Consider the following 24,574-nt stretch of genomic DNA (forward strand, 5'->3'; position numbering starts at 1 on the left):
TTCTCAGGCAGTAAATAAAAAATCCACTTAAGAAGGTAGGTGTTACATGTCCGAGCTTAATGAAAAGTTAGCCACAGCCTGGGAAGGTTTTGCGAAAGGTGACTGGCAGAATGAAGTAAACGTACGTGACTTCATTCAGAAAAACTATACCCCGTATGAAGGTGACGAATCCTTCCTGGCTGGCGCAACTGACGCGACCACCAAGCTGTGGGACAGCGTAATGGAAGGCGTTAAACTGGAAAACCGCACTCACGCGCCAGTTGATTTTGACACCTCCGTTGCTTCCACCATCACTTCTCACGATGCTGGCTATATCAACAAAGCCCTTGAGAAAATCGTTGGTCTGCAGACTGAAGCACCACTGAAACGCGCAATCATCCCGTTCGGTGGTATTAAAATGGTTGAAGGTTCCTGCAAAGCGTATAACCGCGAGCTGGACCCAATGCTGAAAAAAATCTTCACCGAATACCGCAAAACCCACAACCAGGGCGTATTCGATGTTTACACCAAAGACATTCTGAACTGCCGTAAATCTGGCGTTCTGACTGGTCTGCCAGATGCATATGGCCGTGGCCGTATCATCGGTGACTACCGTCGCGTTGCGCTGTACGGTATCGACTTCCTGATGAAAGACAAGTACGCGCAGTTTGTTTCCCTGCAGTCCGATCTGGAAAACGGCGTAAACCTGGAAGCGACTATCCGTCTGCGTGAAGAGATCGCTGAACAGCACCGCGCGCTGGGTCAGATCAAAGAGATGGCTGCTAAATACGGCTGCGATATCTCTGGTCCTGCTACCAACGCTCAGGAAGCTATCCAGTGGACCTACTTCGGCTACCTGGCCGCAGTTAAATCTCAGAACGGCGCAGCAATGTCCTTCGGTCGCGTATCCACCTTCCTGGATGCCTATATCGAACGTGACCTGAAAGCAGGCAAAATCACCGAGCAAGACGCTCAGGAAATGATTGACCACCTGGTCATGAAACTGCGTATGGTTCGCTTCCTGCGTACCCCTGAATACGATGAGCTGTTCTCCGGTGACCCAATCTGGGCAACTGAATCTATCGGCGGTATGGGCGTTGACGGCCGTACTCTGGTGACCAAAAACAGCTTCCGCTTCCTGAACACCCTGTACACCATGGGTCCTTCTCCGGAGCCGAACATCACCGTTCTGTGGTCTGAAAAACTGCCTCTGAACTTCAAGAAATTCGCCGCTAAAGTGTCCATCGACACCTCTTCTCTGCAGTACGAGAACGATGACCTGATGCGTCCGGACTTCAACAACGACGATTACGCTATCGCTTGCTGCGTAAGCCCAATGGTTGTTGGTAAGCAAATGCAGTTCTTCGGTGCGCGTGCAAACCTGGCGAAAACCATGCTGTACGCAATCAACGGCGGCGTTGATGAAAAACTGAAAATGCAGGTTGGTCCTAAGTCTGAGCCGATCAAAGGCGATGTGCTGAACTATGACGAAGTCATGGAGCGCATGGACCACTTCATGGACTGGCTGGCGAAACAGTACGTCACTGCGCTGAACGTTATCCACTACATGCACGACAAGTACAGCTACGAAGCCTCTCTGATGGCGCTGCACGACCGTGACGTTATCCGCACCATGGCGTGTGGTATCGCAGGTCTGTCCGTTGCTGCTGACTCCCTGTCTGCAATCAAATATGCGAAAGTTAAACCAATTCGTGACGAAGACGGTCTGGCTATCGACTTCGAAATCGAAGGCGAATATCCGCAGTTTGGTAACAACGATTCTCGCGTTGATGACATGGCGGTTGACCTGGTAGAACGTTTCATGAAGAAAATTCAGAAACTGACTACCTACCGTAACGCTATCCCGACTCAGTCTGTTCTTACCATCACCTCTAACGTTGTGTATGGTAAGAAAACCGGTAACACCCCAGACGGTCGTCGTGCTGGCGCGCCATTCGGCCCAGGTGCAAACCCAATGCACGGTCGTGACCAGAAAGGTGCGGTTGCCTCTCTGACTTCCGTCGCTAAACTGCCGTTTGCTTACGCGAAAGATGGTATCTCTTACACCTTCTCTATCGTGCCAAATGCGCTGGGTAAAGACGACGAAGTGCGTAAAACTAACCTCGCGGGTCTGATGGATGGTTACTTCCACCACGAAGCGTCCATCGAAGGTGGTCAGCACCTGAACGTGAACGTCATGAACCGTGAAATGCTGCTCGACGCGATGGAACATCCTGAGAAATATCCTCAGCTGACCATCCGCGTATCTGGCTACGCAGTACGTTTTAACTCCCTGACGAAAGAACAGCAGCAGGACGTTATCACCCGTACTTTCACTCAGTCCATGTAAGTGGAATTGACTGAAATCACGCGTTAACAAGCGTACAATAAAGGCTCCACGTCAGTGGGGCCTTTTTAGCACCCTCTCCACCTCAGTCTCTTTTGTCCGCTATCTATACTGAATGGATAACAGCCAAAACAGACTTAACACAGCCGGCTTTGAGCTGTGCATACACAGGCCCCGGACGGGCCGATGATGGAGATATCACCGCAATGTCAACTATTGGTCGTATTCACTCCTTTGAATCCTGTGGCACCGTCGATGGCCCGGGTATCCGCTTTATCACCTTTTTCCAGGGCTGCCTGATGCGCTGCCTGTACTGCCATAACCGCGACACCTGGGACACGCACGGCGGTAAAGAAGTCACCGTCGACGATCTGATGAAAGAGGTGGTGACCTATCGCCACTTTATGAACGCCTCCGGCGGCGGTGTGACCGCGTCCGGCGGTGAAGCCATTCTTCAGGCTGAGTTTGTCCGCGACTGGTTCCGCGCCTGCCATAAAGAAGGCATTCATACCTGCCTCGACACCAACGGCTTTGTACGTCGCTACGATCCGGTGATTGATGAACTGCTTGAAGTGACCGATCTGGTGATGCTCGATCTCAAACAGATGAATGATGAGATCCACCAGAATCTGGTGGGCGTCTCCAACCACCGCACGCTGGAGTTTGCCAAATACATTGCCGACAAGGGCATCAAAACCTGGATCCGCTACGTGGTTGTTCCTGGCTGGTCAGATGACGACGACTCCGCGCACCGCCTGGGAGAATTTACCCGCGACATGGGCAACGTCGAGAAAATCGAGCTTCTGCCCTATCACGAGCTGGGTAAACATAAATGGGTGGCCATGGGTGAAGAGTACAAGCTTGATGGCGTGAAGCCGCCGAAAAAAGAGACGATGGAACGCGTCAAAGGTATTCTTGAACAGTACGGTCACAAAGTGATGTATTAAAGAAAAGGCCCGGTGAGAACCGGGCCTTTTTTATTCTATTTAAAGACGCCGTTAATAACGGAAGTCACAATCGCAGTACTCAGCGCAATTAAGACCAGGTCGTCACCCACTACGCGCCATTCGTAGCCGGGATAGGAAGGAAGCTGGTCCAGCATTGAGGCCGGAACGGCCTTCTTCGCAATACCCGGAGGCAGTGGTTTACCGCGCGCCAGGTTTTTTGCGATCCCCGGGGGCAGTGACTTATAGCCCGTTAAGCCGTAATTCACGGCCAGATGACGGACATGATCGAAGCTCACGCGAGCATCAACGTCATTACCGACATCTTTGCTGTTTTTGAAGTTCTTATCCGATTTTCCAGGGTTATCCTGTCCGCTATTTTGCTTATTACCATGGTTACCGGAGTTACCAGAATTCCCGTTACCATGATTGCCGCCATTACCTTGTCCGCCACCGTTTCCGTGACCACCGCCGTTCCCGTTGCCAGGATTAGCCATGACCGGAGCCGTTGCAAACGTTAAAGACAACACTACGGCAAGTGCGGTAGTGGAAAAACGACGTATAGACATGATTGTTGCCTTTTAGTGGTAGAACTCATTTGAATTATCGCCAGGGGGGAAAAACAAACAATACGTAAAAGTCTTATATGTGACAGGGACAAAAAAGCCTGTCGATGACAGGCTTTTATTTAATCAGGCGTGTGCCACAGGCGTTGGATGTTCGCCCGCTTTACGCAGCAGCATTAAGAGATAAATAAACGACACGCTGGCGATCATGATAAACAGTAAATTGTCGGAATAATTTTGCATCAGCATCGCGGTAAACGTCGGCCCTAATAAGCTGCCGATGGTATAGCTCAGTAAAAGCGCCTGGTTCATTGCCACGAGCTGGTGATGCTCAACTTTCTCACAGGCCCACGCCATCGCGACCGGATAAAGCGTGAAACCTGCCGCTCCAAGAATAAACAGCGCGGGTGCCATCGCGGCATTGCTGAGCATGGCGAGGCATCCCATGATCACCACGAAGACCTGAACGCGCAGCACCAGCAAACGGCCAAAGCGATCAGCCAGACGGCCTATTGGCCATTGTCCAACAATACCCGCACTCACCATCACCGCCATCCAGAAGCCAATTCCGGAGTCGCTGACGCCCTGATGGTTCAGATAGAGCGGCATCAGGCCATAGAGCGAGCCCAGTACAATCCCCGAGATAATGCAGCCGTTAACGCCCAGACGCGCCTGACGCAGCCTCAACATGGGCCAGACATGGGTTGCTTCCTGGTGTTCACTGTTCTGGTTCACAATGCGGGTAAAGAGCAGCGGCAGAATTGCGGCCAGGACCATGCCCGTTACCCACGGCAGAACGCTCATCAGGTCGGTTGGCAGCTTGCTCACCATCAGTTGTCCCAGCACGGTGCCGACATAGTAAACCATCATGTAGGCAGCCAGCAGGCGTCCGCGGTTGCGGGAGGTGCCGCTGCACATCAGCGCACTTTCAACGACCACCCAAATCATCGCGCAGCCAACACCGGCGATAAAGCGCCATGCCATCCAGCTCCAGAAGCCGACCATCAGGCCCAGCCCCGCACATCCGGCGGCGAAAATCAGCGAGGCCAGATAATAGCTGCGGTTAAAGCCAAAGCGCTTGATCAGGCTCCCGGTCACCAGCGTACCCAGCAGGTTCCCGGTAAAAAAGGACGAGCTGACCATACCCACCTGCCAGGTCGGTAAGTTTTCATGGGCGAGCCACAGCGGGACGAGCGTATTTAACACTGCGATCGCCAGGGTCAACAAAAGCAGGCCACAGAGCAACAGCAGCACTGGCCGGGTATAGGTGGTCATGGATTAAAAACCGCGAGGAAGTTCAGATTTCGTGCGCATCATGCCACTGGCAAAAACAAAGTCAATCCACTGATTTAGCCGCCTCGCACAATATGTTCCCTGTCGATTTAAAAAACTTATCCTGCTAATGCCACGCCTGCTATAGATATTAATTATGTCTCTGTTTTCATTTATTAATGGGCAAAATTAAAACAAAACGACAGTCGAAAAATTTCATGATCGAAAAAAGAAAAAGCCGGGCACTCTGGCCCGGCTTGATATAACCAAATGCAACGTTAACTGGCGACAGCCATACCAACGGTCATATGCAACCCGTAGAACACGCCGCGACCAATCAGTTCACCCGCCAGTACCAGCACAAAAGCCAGTGATAACAGCGGCAGCGCCGGCTGATAACCTTTGAGCTGAGGGGCAATCCAGAATACCAGCGCGGCGACCAGCAGAACGATACGCCAGGCCATCAGCGCACCGTAGTCCGGCACCAGGGCAGAGGCCTGCTGAATAGAGCTGTGAATGGTTGCCAGTTCAGAGCCCTGAATCAGGGCGACTATCGCACTCACTACCAGCGCCAGCAGCGAAACAGCGGGCAGCAGACGCATTGCCCATCCGTCGACACCCGCCACGCGCAGCAGCAGGTAGCCCAGCAACGGCCCGCCAATAAACATCGTCAGGAAGAAGCTCATTGGCGTCCAGACGCTGTACCAGGTGGGGACGGTATCGATGGTGTTATAGACACGTATCATCATCCACACGAACACCACGCCCAGCACCATGGTCACAATCAGCCACAGGCTGCGCAGACCCGCAGGCAACTTCTTCATAGCGGCCAGCAGCCAGCCCAGCCCACCGACGGCAAAGAAAATTGCGCCACTGGCAATCTCGTTACTGAGGGATGAGGCACCCACGCGGTTCAGGGAGTTAAACGCGCGCATCGGCGAGCCCAGGTGCAGCGTTGAGGCGATAAAGCCGATCCCCATCAGCACCCACAGGCCAAACATACTCAACACCAGGCGCTGCTGCTGTTCAGCATTGAGACGACCTTTCAACAACGCCAGCGCGAGCACAATGAAGCCGCCCGCTACGCACTGACCAAAGACCGTGAAGATCATCAGCGGCCATTCATGCCATCCACTTCCCATCTCACACCTCCTTCGGGTTTGCCAGGTAGCCGGTGGTGTCACCTGTAGGACGGCTGTTGGCGTTAGGTTTAATCACAATACTCGGCTTCGTGAAGTGCGCAGACGGCAGCGGTGCCACGGCGGCGAGCTGACCGTGTTTCTGACGCAGCTCTTCAATCGGGCCGAAGTCCAGCGCGCGCAGCGGACAGGACTCGACGCAAATCGGCTTTTTGCCATCCGCTACGCGGGTGTGGCAGCCGTCGCATTTGGTCATGTGGCCTTTAGCGGCGTTGTACTGCGGCGCGCCGTACGGACAGGCCATATGGCAGTAGCGACAGCCAATGCAGACATCTTCATCCACCACCACAAAACCGTCTTCGCGCTTGTGCATCGCCCCGCTCGGGCAGACTTTTGTACAAGCGGGATCTTCACAGTGGTTACAGGCAATTGACAGGTAATACGCAAAGACGTTCTGATGCCAGACGCCGTTATCTTCCTGCCAGTCGCCCCCGGCGTATTCGTAGATGCGACGGAAGCTCACGTCCGGCGTCAGGTCTTTGTAATCTTTGCAGGCCAGCTCGCAGGTTTTGCACCCGGTACAACGGCTGGAATCAATAAAAAATCCATACTGAGTTGTCATCGGTTACTCCTTAAACCTTTTCAACCTGGACAAGGTTAGTGTGGGATGGGTTACCCTTCGCCAGCGGCGACGGACGCTGTGTGGTCAGTACGTTAATACTGCCTGCCTGGTCGATGCGGTTGGCATCCGGGCTGTACCAGGCCCCTTCCCCTAACGCCACCACGCCGGGCATCATGCGCGGGGTGACTTTGGCTTCAATATGCACCTCGCCGCGACCGTTGAAGATGCGCACGCGATCGCCATTGCTGATGCCGCGCGCTTTCGCGTCCATCGGGTTGATCCACATCTCCTGGCGGCAGGCGGCTTTCAGCACGTCGACGTTACCGTAGGTGGAGTGAACACGCGCTTTGTAGTGGAAACCGGTCAATTGCAGCGGGAATTTCGCCGTCAGCGGATCGTTATAGTTTTCAAAGCCCGGCGTGTAGATCGGCAGCGGATCGATAACATCCCCTTCCGGCAGCTCCCAGGTGGAGGCGATTTTTGCCAGCGCTTCGGAATAGATTTCGATTTTGCCCGACGGCGTGGTCAGCGGGTTTGCCTGCGGATCTTCACGGAACGCTTTGTACGCCACGTGGTGTCCTTCCGGATCGCGCTGTTTGTACATCCCCTGCTTGCGGAAGGTATCAAAGTCAGGGAGGTCAGGAATCGCCTTACGGGAGAGTTCATGCAGATGGCGCATCCACCCTTCCTGAGTACGCCCCTCGGTGAACTGCTGCTCAACGCCTAGACGTTTCGCCAGCTCAGAGGTCATTTCATAAATGGTTTTGCACTCGAAGCGCGGTTTAATCGCCTGGTCGGTAAAGATCACGTAGGACATGTTGCCGCAGGAGGCGTCCAGCGCGAAATCCATCTGCTCAGAGGCGGTGCAGTCCGGCAGCAGGATATCGGCATATTTTGCCGAGGAGGTCATGTGGCAGTCGATCACCACAATCATCTCGCACTTCTTGTCGTCCTGCAGGATTTCATGGGTGCGGTTGATTTCAGAGTGCTGGTTGATGAGACAGTTGCCGGCGTAGTTCCAGATCATCTTGATCGGCACGTCCAGCTTGTCCTTACCGCGCACGCCGTCGCGCAGGGCGGTCATTTCGGGGCCGCGTTCAATCGCATCGGTCCACATAAACATGGAGATGCTGGTCTGAACCGGGTTATCCAGCGTTGGCATACGTTCAAACGGCACTTCATATGAGCCTTCACGCGCGCCGGTATTACCGCCGTGAATGCCGACGTTGCCGGTCAGAATGGAGAGCATGGAAATGGCACGGGTCGCAATTTCACCGTTCGCATGACGCTGCGGACCCCAGCCCTGGCTAATGTAAGCTGGTTTGGCTGAGCCAATCTCACGCGCCAGCTGAACGATACGCTCTGCCGGGATGCCGGTGATGGTGGACGCCCACTCCGGCGTTTTTGCCACGCCATCGCTACCCTGACCGAGAATGTAAGCTTTGTAATGTCCGTTTGCCGGTGCGCTGGCTGGCAGGGTTTTCTCGTCATAGCCGACGCAGTATTTATCCAGGAAAGGCTGATCGACGAGGTTCTCGGTGATCATCACCCACGCCAGCGCTGAGACCAGGGCCGCATCGGTACCCGGACGTATTGGGATCCACTCGTCTTCACGTCCGGCACCGGTGTCGGTATAGCGCGGATCGATGATGATCATGCGGGCATTGGATTTGGCGCGCGCCTGTTCGAGGTAGTAGGTTACCCCGCCACCGCTCATGCGGGTTTCCCCCGGGTTGTTACCAAACAGCACGACCAGCTTGCTGTTTTCGATATCGGACGGACTGTTGCCGTCCGCCCAACCGCCATAGGTGTAGTTCAGGCCCGCCGCGATCTGCGCCGAGGAGTAGTCGCCATAGTGATTGAGATAACCGCCGCAGCAGTTCATCAGGCGCGCCACCAGCGTTTTTCCCGGCGGCCAGGACCGGGTCAGCGTGCCGCCGAGCGTCCCGGTACCGTAGTTCAGGTAGATGGATTCGTTGCCGTACTCTTTAATAAGGCGCTGCATATTGGTGGCGATGATATCGTAGGCTTCATCCCAGCTAATCCGCTCGAACTTCCCTTCCCCACGCTTACCGACACGCTTCATCGGATATTTCAGGCGGTCCGGATTATAGACGCGGCGACGCATGGAGCGACCACGCAAACACGCACGAACCTGATGTAACCCTTCGTAGTTATCGTCCCCGGTATTGTCGGTTTCGACATATTTAATTTCGCCATCCACCACATGCATACGCAGCGGACAACGGCTACCGCAGTTAACGGTACAGGCACTCCACACCACTTTTTCCGGCGAAGTGGCCGGAGACAGAGCATCTGCCGCCGACGCCAGTCGGGTAAAAGGGAGCGTGAAGGCACTACTGGCTACAGCCAGGCCGCCTATTGCCGTGGTTTTCATCAACCCACGGCGAGTGACCTCGGCAGCCATTAATGTTTCAGGCGCGTTGATTTTCATAGAGACTCACTTTGGTTGCTCACAAAGAAAAGAGAGGCGGCGCAAACCGCTATGTAGTTTTATATATAACGAATATTATCGTTATTAGCTTTTTATGCTGGCTTTCATTCGAAGGAGTATTACTACTTTAGAGGGAGAGGTTATTGCGTCGTATCAAACCAAAGGCATAAAAAAAGCGCCCTGAGGCGCTTTTTTGTTTTAAGACAAATTATTAGCCGATGTACTGCTGGCCTTTCATGTATGGACGCAGCACTTCAGGGATCTCGATACGACCGTCTGCCTGCTGGTAGTTTTCCAGCACGGCAACCAGGGTACGGCCCACAGCCAGGCCTGAGCCGTTCAGGGTATGCACCAGACGGGTTTTCTTGTCAGATTTGCTGCGGCAACGTGCCTGCATGCGGCGCGCCTGGAAATCCCAGACGTTAGAGCAGGAGGAGATTTCACGGTAAGTATTCTGCGCAGGTACCCACACTTCCAGATCGAAGGTTTTGCAGGCACCAAAGCCCATATCACCGGTGCACAGCGCCATACGACGGTATGGCAGACCCAGCAGCTCCAGCACTTTTTCAGCGTGGCCGGTCATCTCTTCCAGCGCGTCCATGGATTCTTCAGGACGGACGATCTGCACCATCTCAACTTTGTCGAACTGGTGCATACGGATCAGACCGCGCGTGTCGCGCCCGTAAGAGCCTGCTTCAGAACGGAAGCACGGAGAGTGCGCCGTCAGTTTGATTGGCAGGTCCTCTTCGTCGATGATCTCATCACGCACGAGGTTAGTCAGCGGCACTTCCGCGGTTGGGATCAGCGCGTAGTTGCTGCTGTCTGCTTCCTCGTCCAGCGGACGGGTATGGAACAGGTCGCCGGCAAATTTCGGCAGCTGGCCCGTACCGTACAGCGTATCGTGGTTGACCAGATACGGCACATAGGTTTCGCTGTAGCCATGCTGCTCGGTGTGCAGATCCAGCATGAACTGCGCCAGCGCACGGTGCAGATGGGCAATCTGGCCTTTCATCACCACGAAGCGAGAACCGGTCAGCTTAACCGCTGCCGCAAAATCCAGGCCCGCGTGCATTTCGCCCAGCGTCACGTGGTCGCGCACCTCGAAGTCAAACTCACGAGGCGTACCCCAGCGTTTCACTTCAACGTTGTCGTTTTCATCTTTACCGACAGGCACGCTGTCGTCAGGAATATTCGGGATAGCCAGGGCAATATCACGAATTTCGGCCTGAAGAACATCCAGTTCAGCTTTCGCCTGATCCAGTTCTTCACCCAACTTGTTCACTTCCAGGCGTAATGGCTCAATATCTTCCCCGCGCGCTTTCGCCTGGCCGATGGATTTCGATCGAGAATTACGCTCTGCCTGCAGATTTTCAGTTTGTACCTGCAGTACTTTACGACGCTCTTCAAGAGCGCGCAGCTTATCTACATCCAGCTTAAAGCCCCGGCGTGCCAGTTTTTCAGCGACTGCGTCTGGCTCATTACGCAGCAGATTGGGATCGAGCATGCTTATCCTGTGCTTATCGAATTAAAATAGGAAATGTGACCACAGCCTGCGGTCACAAGGATACAATTGCCAACATTACCGCAACGATTGAACTAACGGTAGCGTTTTATAGGGCTATTTTGATCCTGTCCGGCGAGCCAGGTGAGCTTTTCACCAATCTTGCCTTCAAGACCTCTGTTTGTGGGGTGATAATAGCGCGTTTGTGCCATCTCCTGCGGGAAATATTCCTCCCCGGCAGCGTAGGCATTGGGTTCATCATGAGCGTAGCGGTATTCCTGCCCATACCCCATCTCTTTCATCAGTTTGGTCGGCGCGTTACGCAGGTGAACCGGCACATCGTAGTCCGGACGCTCACGCGCATCAGACATCGCTGCCTTGAAGGCGGTATAAACCGCATTGCTTTTCGGCGCACAGGCCAGATAGACAATCGCCTGCGCAATGGCGCGCTCACCTTCTGCGGGTCCAACCCGGGTGAAACAGTCCCAGGCCGACAGTGCGACCTGCATGGCACGCGGGTCGGCATTGCCGACATCTTCTGACGCAATCGCCAGACAGCGGCGCGCGACGTATAGCGGATCGCCACCCGCAGTAATAATGCGCGCGTACCAGTACAGTGCCGCATCCGGCGCGCTGCCGCGCACGGACTTATGCAGCGCCGAAATCAAATCGTAAAAACGGTCACCTTTATTATCGAAACGCGCGCTGCGTTCCCCGGCAATTTCGGTGAGCAGTTCCGGCTTCAGCACCCGCTTCCCGGCGTCGTCGACCTCGGCCATGTCGGCCATCATCTCCAGCGTGTTCAGCGCCCGACGCGCATCGCCGTTGACCAGCTCGGCAATCGCACGACGCGTCTCGTCAGGCAGAACGATATCCTGTCCGCCGTAGCCGCGCGATTTGTCGTCCATCGCCTGAGTGAGAACCTTTTCGATATCCTCGGTCGTCAGCGATTTGAGCAGATAAACGCGCGCACGGGAAAGCAGCGCCGAGTTCAGCTCAAACGACGGGTTTTCGGTGGTCGCCCCAATGAAGAAGATCGTGCCGTCTTCAATATGCGGCAGGAAGGCATCCTGCTGGCTCTTGTTGAAGCGATGGACTTCGTCGACAAAAAGAATGGTGCGGCGTCCGGCGTTGCGGTTCTGACGCGCACGCTCGATAGCCTCACGGATCTCCTTCACGCCGGACGTCACCGCTGAGATACGCTCAACGTCCGCGTTGGCATAACGGGCAATCACTTCTGCAAGCGTAGTCTTGCCGGTGCCTGGGGGGCCCCAGAGGATCATGGAGTGCAAATGCCCCGCCTCAATGGCGCGCGGCAAGGGCTTACCGGCAGCCAGCAGGTGCTGCTGACCGATGTACTGCGCTAAATTTTCTGGCCGCATACGGGCGGCCAGAGGTTGAAACGCGTTATCTGAAAAATCGAGCGACAGATTGCCCACTCACGCCTCTTATTTATTGCGTTGGTCGTCCACCGTTACGCCCTTCGGCGGGGTAAAGGTGAACTTCGATGCATCAACGGCGCCGTTCTGCTGAGATTTGAGCTGATAGCTGCTACGCTGATCGTCCTGCTCAACCGCGCCGAACTGATTAATGGTACCGTTGGTGCTGACATTGATGGTGAACTGCTTCAGGTTGCCGTTGCTGCCTTTCGGCGTCAGGACAAACTCGTCACCCGTCTGTTTAATATTGTACTGCTGCCAGTCGCTGGCCTGGTTACGGGCAATCAGCATAAATGGCGTATTGCTGGTGGCATCTTTCAGCCAGGTCGCAGTAGCCTGCTCAACGAACGGGTTGTAGAACCATAAGGTTTTACCGTCAGACACCAGGATGCTCTCATCCGGCTGGGTCATGTGCCAGTTAAACAGATTTGGGCGTTTTACCCACAAGTCCCCCTGACCTTCCTGCACCGCGTTGCCGCTGCCGTCCGTCACTTTCTGCGTGAAGCTGGCGTGGAAGCTGCTTACTTTATCCAGTCGGCTTTTAAGGTCGCTGGCTGCATCAGCCCAGACGCTGCTGGCGACAAAACTGGTGAGTAATGCACAGGCAATGGCGATTTTTTTCATTGTTATTCCTTAAAATACGTCTTCCCGAAATGGGGTTTCCGACTTCTATTCTGGACCTGCCCGGAGGCAGGCGACAGAAGAAAATGCTTAATTTTGGCTGATTTACCCTTCTTTGCAATCGCGGAAGGTTAATCAAACGGTGGCGGAGCCAGCACCTCGCGGTTACCGTTATGCCCCTGCTCGCTCACAATGCCCTGCGCTTCCATCTGCTCGATGATGCGCGCAGCGCGGTTATAGCCGATGCGGAACTGACGCTGTACGCCAGAGATAGACGCTTTACGTTTTTCGGTAACGAAATTCACCGCCTGATCGAATAACGGATCCAGCTCTTCACCGCCGTCAAAGCCACCGCCGCCGCCTTCGCTTTCCGTATCGCTGGTGATGCCATCAACGTATTGCGGACGACCGCGCGCTTTCCAGTCCTGCACGACCGCGTGCACTTCCTGGTCGCGCACGAACGCGCCGTGAACACGCACCGGAGAGGTGGAGTTCGGTCCAGAATAGAGCATGTCACCCATTCCCAGCAGCGACTCTGCGCCGCCCTGGTCAAGAATGGTACGGGAGTCAATTTTACTTGATACGGTGAAGGCGATACGCGTCGGAATGTTCGCTTTAATCAGACCGGTGATAACGTCCACGGAAGGACGCTGGGTCGCCAGCACAAGGTGAATACCGGCCGCACGCGCTTTCTGCGCCAGACGGGCAATCAGCTCTTCCACTTTCTTACCGACGGTCATCATCAGGTCAGCGAATTCGTCGACCAGCACCACGATATAAGGCAGTTTTTCCAGCACCGGATGCTGGGCATCCATGCTGTCACCCGGCTTCCAGTACGGATCCGGAATCGGACGGCCCATGCGCGCCGCTTCGGCGATTTTCTCGTTATAGCCGGCCAGGTTACGCACGCCCAGCGCAGACATCAGCTTATAGCGGCGTTCCATCTCATTCACACTCCAGCGCAGAGCGTTGGCGGCGTCCTTCATGTCGGTGACCACTTCAGTCAGCAGATGTGGAATACCTTCATAGACCGACAATTCGAGCATTTTCGGGTCGATCATGATGAAACGCACATCTTCCGGCTGCGCTTTATAGAGCATGCTGAGGATCATGGCGTTCACACCGACGGACTTGCCGGAACCGGTGGTACCCGCGACCAGCAGGTGAGGCATTTTTGCGAGGTCTGCCACCACCGGATCGCCAGCGATATCTTTACCCAGCACCACGGTCAGTGGAGATGGGTTATCACGGAACTTGGTGTTATCCAGCACTTCACGCAGGTAGACGGTCTGACGTTTCTTGTTCGGCAGCTCAAGACCAACGTACGGTTTGCCCGGTATCACTTCCACCACGCGCACCGCCACGGTTGACAGAGAACGCGCCAGGTCGCGGGACAGGTTGGAAATACGCGCGGCTTTTACGCCCGGCGCCAGGTTCAGTTCAAAACGGGTGATCACCGGACCCGGCGAGTAGTTCACGACGTCCGCCTTGATACGGAAGTCAGCCAGACGGGCTTCAACCAGACGGGCCATCTGCTCCAGCGCAAACGTATCAACCGGCTCGACTTCAGCTGGCGGCGGCGTCAGCAGGTCCAGCGACGGCAGCGGCGTGCTTGGACGCTGCAGCGGACGGCTGTCACCGTTACGCATCAGCAGCGGGTGAATCAGGCTCTCCTGCGGCTGTGGCGCAGGCTGCTGGAACTGCTGTTGCTGCGGCTGCTGTGGTTGCACATACGGCTGCTGAACAGGTTGCTGTGCGTAGGTCGATGGTGTCTGCTGGCGCACAGGCTCAGCTTCCGGCATCACGCTCGGGGTAAATAAAGGCTCGCTTGGGCCATCATCCACCAGATCTTTCATCGGCGAGAATTCGAAGTCCGACAGCGAGAACGGATTTGCCCCTGCCGGCTGTTCACCGGAGTAACGCTGCTGCTGCGTTGCCGCAAATTGGCGCGCTAATTCGGCTTCTGCCGCATCATCGTCGTCTTCCAGCGCAGGTTCGTCGTGCTGATAGTCTTGACCGTAGCGCTGATTTTGCTGCGCAGCGAACTGGCGGGCCAGCTCGTCCTGCTGCATTTCATCAGCCTCATCGTCGTACTCAGACTCGCGCGCTTTTTCTTCAGCCATGCGCTGGGAAGGCAGCTTGATGCCATAAGAAGCAAGCTCGCGGCGGGTTGGCACGCGGACGCGGTTAGGACGAGGCAGTTGCGGACCAATCCCCTCTTTCACCTGAGGACGCGGTGCGCCCCCTGTTGCCAGGCTAAAGACCGGTGCCGCCGCTGCTGCGGCCGCAGTAGCCTGCTTAACGCCTTCCGTTACGGGTGCTACAGCAGGCGTCGGGTCGACCGGCGGAACGGAAACAGAAGGCGCCTTCGTAACCGGCTCCTGTACCGGTTCAGGCACAGGCTGATACCAGGCGGCCAGCTGTTCGCGTTCACGCGCACGGCGCTCTTCGACTTCTTCGAAATAGTACAGCGGTGGACGCGCAGGCTTCACCTCTTCCACGATTTCAGGCTCAGGTTCAGGCTGCGGTGCAACGTAAGGCTGCACAGGTTCAACGGGTTCAGGCACGTACTCCTGATAAGGCTGGGACACTGGCTGCTGATATTGCTGCGGTGCATACTCAGGCTGCGGCGGCTGATGATAAGGCTGCTGCCACTGTTCCTGCTGCACGGGGATGTAGCTTTCAGGTTCAGGCGCAATAACGGGCTCCGGCGTGTGAACACCCGGCGCAGTCTGCCAGTCAACCTGAGGTTGCTGAATAACGGATTCCGGCGGCGGGACCGGCGCGGATGGCATCACGGCGTCGACAGGCGCGGCATACGCCTGCGCAGCGGTCGTCGCGGCGGCGGCAGCCGCAACCGGCTCGGTAACCGAGTGGCCGTTCAACAGTGGATCGTATTCGTCGAAGTCACCCGGCGTGGCACGGCTACCGGAAAAAAGCACATCATCAGGATCGACGGCGGTCCCTGCTGCACGATACTCAACCTGCTCGTCTTCATCCATGCGTTTACCGGAGAAGAGCGCCGCATCGGTTTTACGGCCCAGCGGGTTGGCAAATTTCTCAGCAACACGCTGGCGACGCGCCAGCGCACCGCGCAGAATTCGGGCACGACGAGACTCGCGACGCTGCACAGGCGCATCGTCTTCCTCTTCATCTTCGTATTCGTCTTCATCCACCCACGTATCGTCACGACGGGTACGGTTACTGGCGAAGGTCAGAATGGTGAGGATAAAGCTGCCAATTTTCTCGGCAATGCTCACCCAGGACCAGCCGGTAAACAGCGTCAGCCCGGCGGCCCAGATGCACAGCAGCGCCAGCGTGCCGCCGCTGCTGTGCAGCATCGGCTGAAGCGCGGAACTTAATAAGCTGCCGATTACCCCGCCAGAGGCGAAGTACCAGATATCATCCGCATTGATCGCTGCCAGCCCGCAGGAAGTGAGAATCAGCGCCAGCGCGCCAATCAGGCGCAGCGAGACGGCGAAATAGTCGATGTAATCATCGTTCTGACGATGACGCCACGCAAACCAGCATCCGCCAATGATAATGACGGGAAGGGTGTAGGCCATCACACCGAAAATGAAAAACAGCGTGTCCGCAAGCCAGGCACCGGGGACACCGCCTAAATTATGGATAGGCTCATGCCATGCAGTTTGTGACCAGCTGGGATCAGAGGGGTTGAAACTGAGTAAGGCTGCCATCAGCCAGACGGCAAAAAGGGCAATAACAATCAGCAAAGCCTCGAGGAGACGACGTCCGCTGCTTAGCTTTGATAGTGTGACTTCTTTGTCTTCAGTGTATTCCTGGCTCAAGAAAGGCTCTCCAGGTATCAGGCATATCCTGCCTGTTTGCTAAAACGGACAACAGCGCCGGGACTCCCCGGCACTGTTGCTGTATGGATTAACAGGAGTGTAATCAAACTACGCTGATTTTGCACCTGTTCCGTGTTAGCGCGTCTTAATAACCAGACGATTGCTCTGTTTGACCTCTTCCATTACCACATAAGTACGGGTGTCGTTCACGCCCGGCAGACGCAACAGGGTTTCCCCCAGCAGCTTACGGTAGGCGGACATATCAGGCACACGGGTTTTCAACAGGTAGTCGAAATCACCGGACACCAGATGGCACTCTTGAATTTCTTCAAGTTTTTGTACAGCGGCGTTAAATTGCTCAAACACATCCGGCGCACCACGATTCAGAGTAATCTCAACAAATACCAGAAGTGAGGCATCCAGATAATGCGGGTTCAGCAGAGCCGTATAGCCCTGAATAAAACCCTGTCTTTCCAGTCGGCGCACACGCTCAAGGCACGGCGTCGGGGAAAGTCCCACACGTTTTGAAAGCTCGACGTTGGAAATACGCCCATCCTTTTGCAATTCATTCAGAATGTTACGATCGATACGGTCGAGATCTTTGCCAGGGCGCTTCTTGCTATCTACCATTATTATTGTCTCTCTGTATTCCTTCCCTACTCCTGCCTGGACCCTGTGCACATCACTGTTCAGAGCCTGTACCCGTTAGTCATCACATCGCCTGGTTTTGTATTAGACGCGATGCGGATTCGGGTTCTGTTGGTAAGAAGACCGTTGCCCGAAGGCTGTCACCGACATCACGTATGGCGTCTGTCCACGCCATGCGTAGATTTCACTGACCCGGTAAAAATGGCATTTACGTGCATGCCTATGCGGCATACGGTTAACGCGGTTTTTTTTCTTCCTTGAATGTTTTCGCAAAAGCGCAGGGGATTGTCAAAGCAAAACATCGTTTTTTAGTACAACATGCCGGATATTCATTACGACAGGGTATTAATCCTCATTTTATTGCCTTATAAACGACCGGTTTTCTTAAGAAAGCGTGATGTTATCGCGCGCGATTCATCGTCCACGGCTATTACACAGATTGATATCAAAATTGCTGCGCTCTTTTTTTACGGCAACAAATTCCCTACAATCCAGCCAAATGTCTGCCAACAACAATGGGGATCTCATGGGCACGGCCAAACACAGTAAGCTGCTAATCCTTGGTTCTGGACCTGCGGGATATACCGCGGCGGTCTACGCTGCACGCGCTAACCTGCACCCGGTACTCATCACCGGTATGGAAAAAGGCGGTCAGCTGACCACCACTACCGAAGTGGAAAACTGGCCAGGGGACCCGAACGACCTGACCGGGCCGCTGCTGATGGAGCGCATGCACGAGCATGCCGCTAAATTCGAAACCGAAATTCTGTTCGATCACATCAACAAGGTCGACCTGCAGAACCGTCCGTTCCGCCTGACGGGTGACAGCGGCGAATACACCTGTGACGCGCTGATCATCGCTACCGGCGCCTCTGCCCGTTATCTCGGTCTGCCATCCGAAGAAGCGTTTAAAGGCCGCGGGGTTTCTGCCTGCGCCACCTGCGACGGTTTCTTCTATCGCAACCAGAAAGTCGCGGTTATCGGCGGCGGCAACACCGCGGTGGAAGAAGCGCTTTATCTGGCCAACATTGCCTCTGAAGTGCACCTAATCCACCGTCGCGAGACCTTCCGCGCGGAGAAGATCCTGATCAAACGTCTGATGGATAAAGTGGCAAGCGGCAACATCGTGCTGCACACCAACCGCACCCTGGAAGAGGTGACGGGCGACCAGATGGGCGTTGCCGGTCTGCGTATCCGTGATACCCAGAACACCGATAACGTCGAAACGCTCGAAGTGGCGGGTCTGTTCGTGGCTATCGGCCACAGCCCGAACACCGCGATCTTCGAAGGCCAGCTGGAGCTGGAAAACGGCTACATCAAAGTGCAGTCCGGCATTCACGGTAATGCGACTCAAACCAGCATCCCGGGCGTATTCGCGGCCGGTGACGTGATGGACCATATTTACCGTCAGGCGATCACCTCTGCGGGCACCGGCTGTATGGCCGCGCTGGACGCTGAACGCTACCTCGATGGACTGGCTGAACAAGGTAAATAATCTTTACAAGTCAGTAACAAACGTAAATAAAGGCGGCGATAAGTCGCCTTTATTGTCTCCCCGTTGTAACATTGCGCTGCCCAACTTCTAATAACGTCACCTGCAAAGTACGCAATGGAAAAAACCCGTCAACAAGAGTTAACACGCTGGCTGAAACAGCAAAGCGTTCTTTCCCGCCGCTGGCTTACGATTTCCCGTATTTTGGGTTTCATCAGCGGTCTGTTGATTGTTGCCCAGGCATGGCTGCTGGCCCGCATTCTTAATCACATGATCATGGAGAACATTCCCCGCGAAGCGCTCCTGCTGCCCTTTATTGTCCTGATCCTGATTTTTATACTGCGCGCCTGGGTGGTGTGGCTGCGTGAGCGCGTCGGCTTCCACGCGGGGCAGCATATCCGCTATGAGATCCGCCGTCAGGTGCTCGACAGGCTTCAGGAAGCCGGGCCCGCGTGGATCCAGGGTAAACCGGCCGGTAGCTGGGCGACGCTGATCCTTGAGCAGATTGACGATATGCATGACTACTACGCGCGCTATCTGCCGCAGATGGCCCTTGCCGTCTTCGTTCCGCTGCTGATCGTGATCGCCATTTTCCCGGTGAACTGGATGGCAGCGCTGATTCTGCTGGGCACCGCCCCGCTGATCCCGCTTTTTATGGCGCTGGTCGGGATGGGGGCAGCGGATGCCAACCGCCGAAACTTCCTGGCATTGGGTCGCTTGAGCGGTCATTTCCTCGATCGCCTTCGCGGCATGGAGACGTTGCGCATTTTTGGCCGCGGTGAAGCGGAAACCGAAAATATTCGCCTGGCGTCGCAGGACTTCCGTCAGCGCACCATGGAAGTGTTACGCCTCGCCTTCCTGTCCTCCGGCGTGCTGGAATTCTTTACCTCGCTGTCGATTGCCCTCGTGGCGGTCTACTTCGGCTTCTCCTACCTCGGCGCGCTGGATTTCGGCCATTACGGCACGGCGGTGACCCTTTCCGCCGGGTTCCTGGCGCTGATCCTGGCGCCGGAGTTTTTCCAGCCGCTTCGCGATCTGGGGACCTTCTATCACGCCAAAGCCCAGGCGGTTGGTGCCGCCGATAGCCTGAAAACGTTCCTGGAAACGCCGCTGGCCCACCCGGAGCGCGGTGATGTAACGCTGAATGCTAAAGACTCCGTGACCATTGAAGCACAGGACTTTTCCATTCTGTCGCCCGAAGGCAAAGTGCTCGCCGGTCCGCTGAACTTTACCTTACCTGCCGGACAACGCGTGGTGCTTGTCGGCATCAGCGGTTCCGGGAAAAGTTCTCTGCTGAACGCGCTATCCGGTTTTATGGCCTACACGGGTTCACTGCGGATCAACAAAACCGAACTGCGCAACCTCGATCCTGACGCCTGGCGTAAACAGCTCAGCTGGGTAGGCCAAAACCCGCAGCTTCCCGCCGCGACGCTGCGTGAAAACGTGCTTCTGGCGCGCCCGGACGCGCGAGAAGATGAGCTGCAATCGGTTCTCGACCGCGCCTGGGTCAGCGAATTTCTGCCGCTGCTGCCGCAAGGGGTGGATACCGTAGTCGGCGACCAGTCCGCCGGGCTGTCGGTCGGGCAGGCGCAGCGTGTGGCCGTTGCCCGCGCGCTGCTTAACCCATGCCAGCTTATGCTGCTGGACGAGCCCGCAGCCAGCCTTGACGCGCACAGCGAGCAGCGCGTAATGGAAGCGCTTAACGCCGCCTCCCTGCAGCAAACCACCCTGATGGTCACCCACCAGCTGGAAGGGATTGCCGACTGGGACCAGATCTGGGTCATGGAAAACGGCCGTATTGTTGAGCAAGGCGACTACGCCTCTCTCGTTGCCGCCCAGGGGCCATTTGCGACCCTGCTGGCAAACCGTCAGGAGGATATCTGATGCGCGCTCTGCTGCCTTATCTTGCGCTCTATAAACGCCACAAATGGATGCTGACGCTGGGGATTGTGCTGGCGATTGTCACGCTGCTCGCCAGCATCGGCCTGCTCACGCTTTCCGGCTGGTTCCTGTCGGCCTCGGCCGTCGCGGGGTTCGCCGGATTATACAGCTTCAACTATATGCTTCCGGCTGCCGGGGTTCGCGGTACCGCCATCACCCGTACTGCCGGACGCTATTTCGAACGGCTGGTCAGCCACGACGCCACTTTCCGCGTGCTGCAGCACCTGCGTATCTATACCTTCAGCAAACTGCTGCCCCTCTCCCCTGCCGGGCTGGCGCGTTTTCGTCAGGGCGAGTTGCTTAACCGCGTGGTGGCGGACGTTGACACGCTGGATCACCTTTACCTGCGCGTGATTTCCCCTATCGTGGGCGCGTTTGTGGTGATTGTGGTGGTCACGCTGGGGCTGTCTGTTCTGGATGTTCCCGTTGCGCTGACGCTGGGCGGGATCATGCTGCTGACGCTTATCGTTCTGCCGCCGCTGTTTTACCGCGCCGGGAAATCCACCGGGGAAAACCTGACGCGCCTGCGCGGGGACTACCGCCAGCAGCTGACCGCCTGGCTTCAGGGGCAGGCAGAGCTGACCATTTTTGGTGCCAGCAAGCGCTACCGCGCGCGGATGGAAAGTACGGAGCTGAACTGGCATGAGGCCCAGCGCCGTCAGTCGGAGCTGACGGCCTTCTCTCAGGCGCTGATGATGCTGATCGGCGGCGTGGCGGTAATAGCCATGCTGTGGCTGGCTTCCGGCGATATCGGGGGGAACACACAGCCGGGTCCGCTTATTGCCCTTTTCGTCTTCTGTGCGCTGGCCGCGTTTGAAGCGCTGGCTCCGGTGACGGGCGCCTTCCAGCATCTGGGACAGGTCATCGCCTCTGCCCTGCGCATCACCCAGATTGCCGAGCAGGAGCCTGAAGTCACGTTCAGTGCCGGGCAGACCGCTGTCCCTGAGCAGGTTGCGCTGACGCTTGAAGATGTCACCTTCAGCTATGACAAACAGGCGCAGAACGCGCTGGACGGTATCACCCTTTCTGTGAATGCCGGCCAGCGGATTGCGATCCTCGGCCGTACCGGCTGCGGTAAATCGACGCTGCTGCAGCTGTTGACCCGCGCCTGGGACCCGCAGCGCGGTCAGATTCGTTTTAATAATACGTTGCTGACCGATTTCAGCGAGCAGGCCCTGCGCAAAACCGTCAGCGTCGTTCCGCAGCGGGTGCATCTGTTTAGCGCCACCCTGCGCGATAACCTGCTGCTGGCTGCGCCAGAGGCCTCTGATGATGCGCTTCGCGCCGTGCTGGAACAGGTCGGTCTGCATAAGCTGCTTGAGGGCGATGGACTGAACAGCTGGCTCGGTGAAGGCGGTCGTCAGCTTTCCGGCGGAGAGCTGCGCCGTCTGGCGATTGCGCGCGCGCTGCTGCACGATGCGCCGCTGATGCTGCTTGACGAACCTACCGAAGGGCTGGATGCCACGACCGAGAGCCAAATCCTTGATTTGCTGGCCAATGTCATGACCGGTAAAACCGTCCTGATGGTTACGCACCGCCTGCGCGGACTGGCGAGTTTTGATCGGATAATTGTGATGGACAACGGACACATTATTGAGCAAGGTAGTCACGCAGAGCTGTTGGCGAAACAGGGTCGCTACTTCCAGTTTAAACAGCGTCTGTAGACTATATTTGTAGCGTCCTCACTCGCGTACTGGAGTTTTGCTGTCATGCGCCTGGTCCAGCTTTCTCGTCATAACATCGCGTTCCCTTCTCCGGAAGGGGCGCTGCGTGAGCCCAATGGGCTGCTGGCCCTTGGCGGTGACCTCAGCCCTGCGCGGCTGTTGATGGCGTACCAGCGCGGCATCTTCCCCTGGTTTTCTCCCGGCGACCCGATTTTATGGTGGTCTCCCGATCCGCGTGCCGTGCTGTGGCCAGAGCAGTTTCACCTGAGCCGCAGCATGAAGCGTTTCCATGCAAAATCACCGTACCGCGTCACCCTGAACCACGCCTTTGGTCAGGTCATTGAAGGCTGTGCCGAAGACCGGTTTGAGGGAACATGGATAACCCGCGATATCATTACCGCCTACCACCAGCTTCACGAGCTTGGCTACGCGCACTCCATTGAGGTGTGGGACGGCGGAGCACTGGTCGGCGGCATGTATGGCGTGGCGCAGGGGACGCTGTTTTGTGGTGAGTCGATGTTCTCCCGCGCGGTTAACGCCTCGAAAACAGCGCTGCTGGTCTTCTGCCAGGCGTTTACCCAGCGCGGCGGACGCCTGATCGATTGTCAGGTGCTCAATGAGCACACGGCTTCCCTCGGCGCCGTTGAGATACCGCGACGCCAGTACATCGAGCATCTGGATGCCAGCCGTCAGGAAAAGCTCCCGCGCGACTTCTGGATACCGAGAACGCTCTTTATGCCCAATGCCTAAATGTTTTCCGCATATTTTTTGTGAGGGTGTTATAATTACGCCGCAGAGTAGCTTCTGCCTGTTGCCCCGCCGCCGTTTGGGACCTTCGCTTCAGATAACGTCCTGACGTTTATCCTGTTGTATCCCCTTTACGAATGCGCTTTCCGTTCGGTTGTACCGTGACGCTTGGGCAATGCGCCGAAACTGTTTTGCTGCGTTTCAAACGCGCAATTCTTTACTTAATTGATGAATTTCGGCATTATCTTGCCGGTTCAAAACTTGGTAGTGATACCCCAGAGGATTAGATGGCCAAAGAAGACAATATTGAAATGCAGGGTACCGTACTTGATACGTTACCTAATACCATGTTTCGCGTAGAGCTGGAAAACGGTCACGTGGTAACTGCGCACATCTCCGGTAAAATGCGCAAAAACTACATCCGCATTTTGACGGGCGACAAAGTGACTGTTGAACTGACCCCGTACGACCTGAGCAAAGGCCGCATTGTCTTCCGTAGTCGCTAATTGTTTTCGCCTGTAATGGCAGATGAATATTAAATAAGGCCGGGATATTCCCGGCCTTATTTTTTTGTGTAGCAGTCGATTATCTGAACAATTATTTAGCCGTTCGTTCCAGCTTCAGGGCTGTCTGTTCGACAGTGCACGGTGCGACGACTGTTAGGCCTTATTTTCTATTTTGCTGAGCTGCGTGTGCGGCAGTGCATCCTTATACTCACTCCATCACTTTGATTCCAGCTTTCTAAGCTGCCTGTACGGCAGAGCACGCTGGTGCGGGTTGGTTAGGTTCTGCCGGGCTTTTCTAAGCTGCCTGTACGGCAGAGCACGTGCTGACTTCTTCGCCATGTGCCTGGATAGTTTTCTAAGCTGCCTGTACGGCAGAGCACACCGGCAGGCGTACAGAGCCGGAAAGGTAATCTTTCTAAGCTGCCTGTACGGCAGAGCACCACCGACGTCTGGACGTTTACGCCAGTTCCCTTTTCTAAGCTGCCTGTACGGCAGAGCACATCGCATCCATCACCATTGATTCAAACGGCAGCTTTCTAAGCTGCCTGTACGGCAGAGCACGTATAGAATCCATCCAGCCCCATATGGCCAACTTTCTAAGCTGCCTGTACGGCAGAGCACGAAACCGACAGAGTTACCTGCGCTGATTGGCATTTCTAAGCTGCCTGTACGGCAGAGCACACCCTGTGCTTCGTCTAACCACCACTCATTACTTTCTAAGCTGCCTGTACGGCAGAGCACCATCTCCTTACGCTAATTTCTTATACACGCGATTTCTAAGCTGCCTGTACGGCAGAGCACCCTTCTCGACTCCCAAACCTGAATATGCTTCCTTTCTAAGCTGCCTGTACGGCAGAGCACAGCTCATTTGACATGCGTTCT

17 protein-coding genes, 1 pseudogene and 1 CRISPR repeat array (1 of these 19 only partly in view) are annotated in these 24,574 nt (G+C 55.8%); of the genes and pseudogenes, 8 read left to right on the forward strand and 10 right to left on the reverse strand.

Features of this window, described 5'->3' with window-relative positions; genetic code table 11:
• Positions 1-46: 46 nt before the first annotated feature.
• Together pflB and pflA are read left to right on the forward strand one after the other, a co-directional pair.
• Complete coding sequence (gene pflB, locus FHC48_RS03105; protein WP_008499975.1) at positions 47-2,329, forward strand: formate C-acetyltransferase; 2,283 nt, start codon at positions 47-49, stop codon at positions 2,327-2,329.
• 203 nt (positions 2,330-2,532) lie between these two features.
• Complete coding sequence (pflA, locus tag FHC48_RS03110; RefSeq protein WP_008499976.1) at positions 2,533-3,273, forward strand: pyruvate formate lyase 1-activating protein; 741 nt, start codon at positions 2,533-2,535, stop codon at positions 3,271-3,273.
• A 35-nt stretch (positions 3,274-3,308) separates the two neighbouring features.
• On the opposite strand, the gene FHC48_RS03115 is transcribed toward pflA, so the two are convergent.
• The 10 genes from FHC48_RS03115 to lrp all read right to left on the reverse strand — a co-directional run bounded on the left by FHC48_RS03115 (position 3,309) and on the right by lrp (position 17,324).
• The gene (locus tag FHC48_RS03115) at positions 3,309-3,839 is read right to left on the reverse strand and encodes an anti-virulence regulator CigR family protein (protein WP_023292887.1); all 531 of its coding nucleotides are present in this window, start codon (positions 3,837-3,839) and stop codon (positions 3,309-3,311) included.
• Positions 3,840-3,962: 123 nt separating this feature from the next.
• The gene (locus tag FHC48_RS03120; protein ID WP_008499979.1) at positions 3,963-5,111 is read right to left on the reverse strand and encodes an MFS transporter; all 1,149 of its coding nucleotides are present in this window, start codon (positions 5,109-5,111) and stop codon (positions 3,963-3,965) included.
• A 275-nt stretch (positions 5,112-5,386) separates the two neighbouring features.
• A complete protein-coding gene (locus FHC48_RS03125) occupies positions 5,387-6,250 on the reverse strand; it encodes a dimethyl sulfoxide reductase anchor subunit family protein (RefSeq protein ID WP_059362027.1) in 864 nt (287 codons plus the stop codon).
• 1 nt (position 6,251) lies between these two features.
• Positions 6,252-6,869, reverse strand: coding sequence for a DMSO/selenate family reductase complex B subunit (locus FHC48_RS03130; protein ID WP_021240882.1), 618 nt, complete (start codon positions 6,867-6,869; stop codon positions 6,252-6,254).
• 10 nt (positions 6,870-6,879) lie between these two features.
• Positions 6,880-9,324: a dimethylsulfoxide reductase subunit A gene (dmsA, locus tag FHC48_RS03135; RefSeq protein ID WP_059362025.1), complete on the reverse strand. Its 2,445-nt coding sequence runs from the start codon at positions 9,322-9,324 to the stop codon at positions 6,880-6,882.
• A 211-nt stretch (positions 9,325-9,535) separates the two neighbouring features.
• Positions 9,536-10,828, reverse strand: coding sequence for a serine--tRNA ligase (gene serS, locus FHC48_RS03140; RefSeq protein WP_059362023.1), 1,293 nt, complete (start codon positions 10,826-10,828; stop codon positions 9,536-9,538).
• A gap of 92 nt (positions 10,829-10,920) precedes the next feature.
• A complete protein-coding gene (rarA, locus tag FHC48_RS03145) occupies positions 10,921-12,264 on the reverse strand; it encodes a replication-associated recombination protein RarA (protein WP_008499984.1) in 1,344 nt (447 codons plus the stop codon).
• 9 nt (positions 12,265-12,273) lie between these two features.
• Positions 12,274-12,888, reverse strand: coding sequence for an outer membrane lipoprotein chaperone LolA (lolA, locus tag FHC48_RS03150; RefSeq protein ID WP_021240884.1), 615 nt, complete (start codon positions 12,886-12,888; stop codon positions 12,274-12,276).
• Between the two features lie 128 nt (positions 12,889-13,016).
• Positions 13,017-16,694: a DNA translocase FtsK 4TM domain-containing protein gene (locus tag FHC48_RS03155; protein WP_059362021.1), complete on the reverse strand. Its 3,678-nt coding sequence runs from the start codon at positions 16,692-16,694 to the stop codon at positions 13,017-13,019.
• Between the two features lie 135 nt (positions 16,695-16,829).
• The gene (gene lrp, locus FHC48_RS03160; protein WP_000228469.1) at positions 16,830-17,324 is read right to left on the reverse strand and encodes a leucine-responsive transcriptional regulator Lrp; all 495 of its coding nucleotides are present in this window, start codon (positions 17,322-17,324) and stop codon (positions 16,830-16,832) included.
• 544 nt (positions 17,325-17,868) lie between these two features.
• Here lrp and trxB point away from each other — a divergent pair.
• From trxB to infA, 6 genes and pseudogenes are all read left to right on the forward strand, one after another.
• On the forward strand, positions 17,869-18,837 hold the full coding sequence (trxB, locus tag FHC48_RS03165; RefSeq protein WP_021240886.1) for a thioredoxin-disulfide reductase: 969 nt from the start codon (positions 17,869-17,871) through the stop codon (positions 18,835-18,837).
• 114 nt (positions 18,838-18,951) lie between these two features.
• Positions 18,952-20,718 carry a heme ABC transporter permease/ATP-binding protein CydD gene (locus FHC48_RS03170; RefSeq protein WP_039266070.1) on the forward strand — a complete coding sequence of 589 codons (1,767 nt, stop codon included), beginning with the start codon at positions 18,952-18,954 and terminating at the stop codon, positions 20,716-20,718.
• Positions 20,718-22,439: a heme ABC transporter ATP-binding protein/permease CydC gene (locus tag FHC48_RS03175; protein ID WP_021240888.1), complete on the forward strand. Its 1,722-nt coding sequence runs from the start codon at positions 20,718-20,720 to the stop codon at positions 22,437-22,439. The genes FHC48_RS03170 and FHC48_RS03175 overlap by 1 nt, the downstream gene beginning before the upstream one ends.
• A 45-nt stretch (positions 22,440-22,484) precedes the next feature.
• Positions 22,485-23,189: a leucyl/phenylalanyl-tRNA--protein transferase gene (aat, locus tag FHC48_RS03180; protein ID WP_021240889.1), complete on the forward strand. Its 705-nt coding sequence runs from the start codon at positions 22,485-22,487 to the stop codon at positions 23,187-23,189.
• Positions 23,190-23,372: 183 nt separating this feature from the next.
• A pseudogene (locus FHC48_RS23775) lies at positions 23,373-23,546 on the forward strand (hypothetical protein); the annotation flags it as partial.
• Positions 23,474-23,692 (forward strand): translation initiation factor IF-1, encoded by a 219-nt coding sequence (infA, locus tag FHC48_RS03185; RefSeq protein ID WP_002211347.1) that lies wholly within the window; start codon positions 23,474-23,476, stop codon positions 23,690-23,692. The pseudogene FHC48_RS23775 and the gene infA, both read left to right, overlap by 73 nt.
• A 232-nt stretch (positions 23,693-23,924) precedes the next feature.
• Positions 23,925-24,574: direct repeats of the CRISPR family, unit length 28 nt; unit sequence TTTCTAAGCTGCCTGTACGGCAGAGCAC; it runs 219 nt beyond the window's last position.

Origin of the sequence: Enterobacter sp. EC_50 (genome assembly GCF_019584525.1) — a bacterium.
GTDB classification, from domain to species: domain Bacteria; phylum Pseudomonadota; class Gammaproteobacteria; order Enterobacterales; family Enterobacteriaceae; genus Enterobacter; species Enterobacter roggenkampii.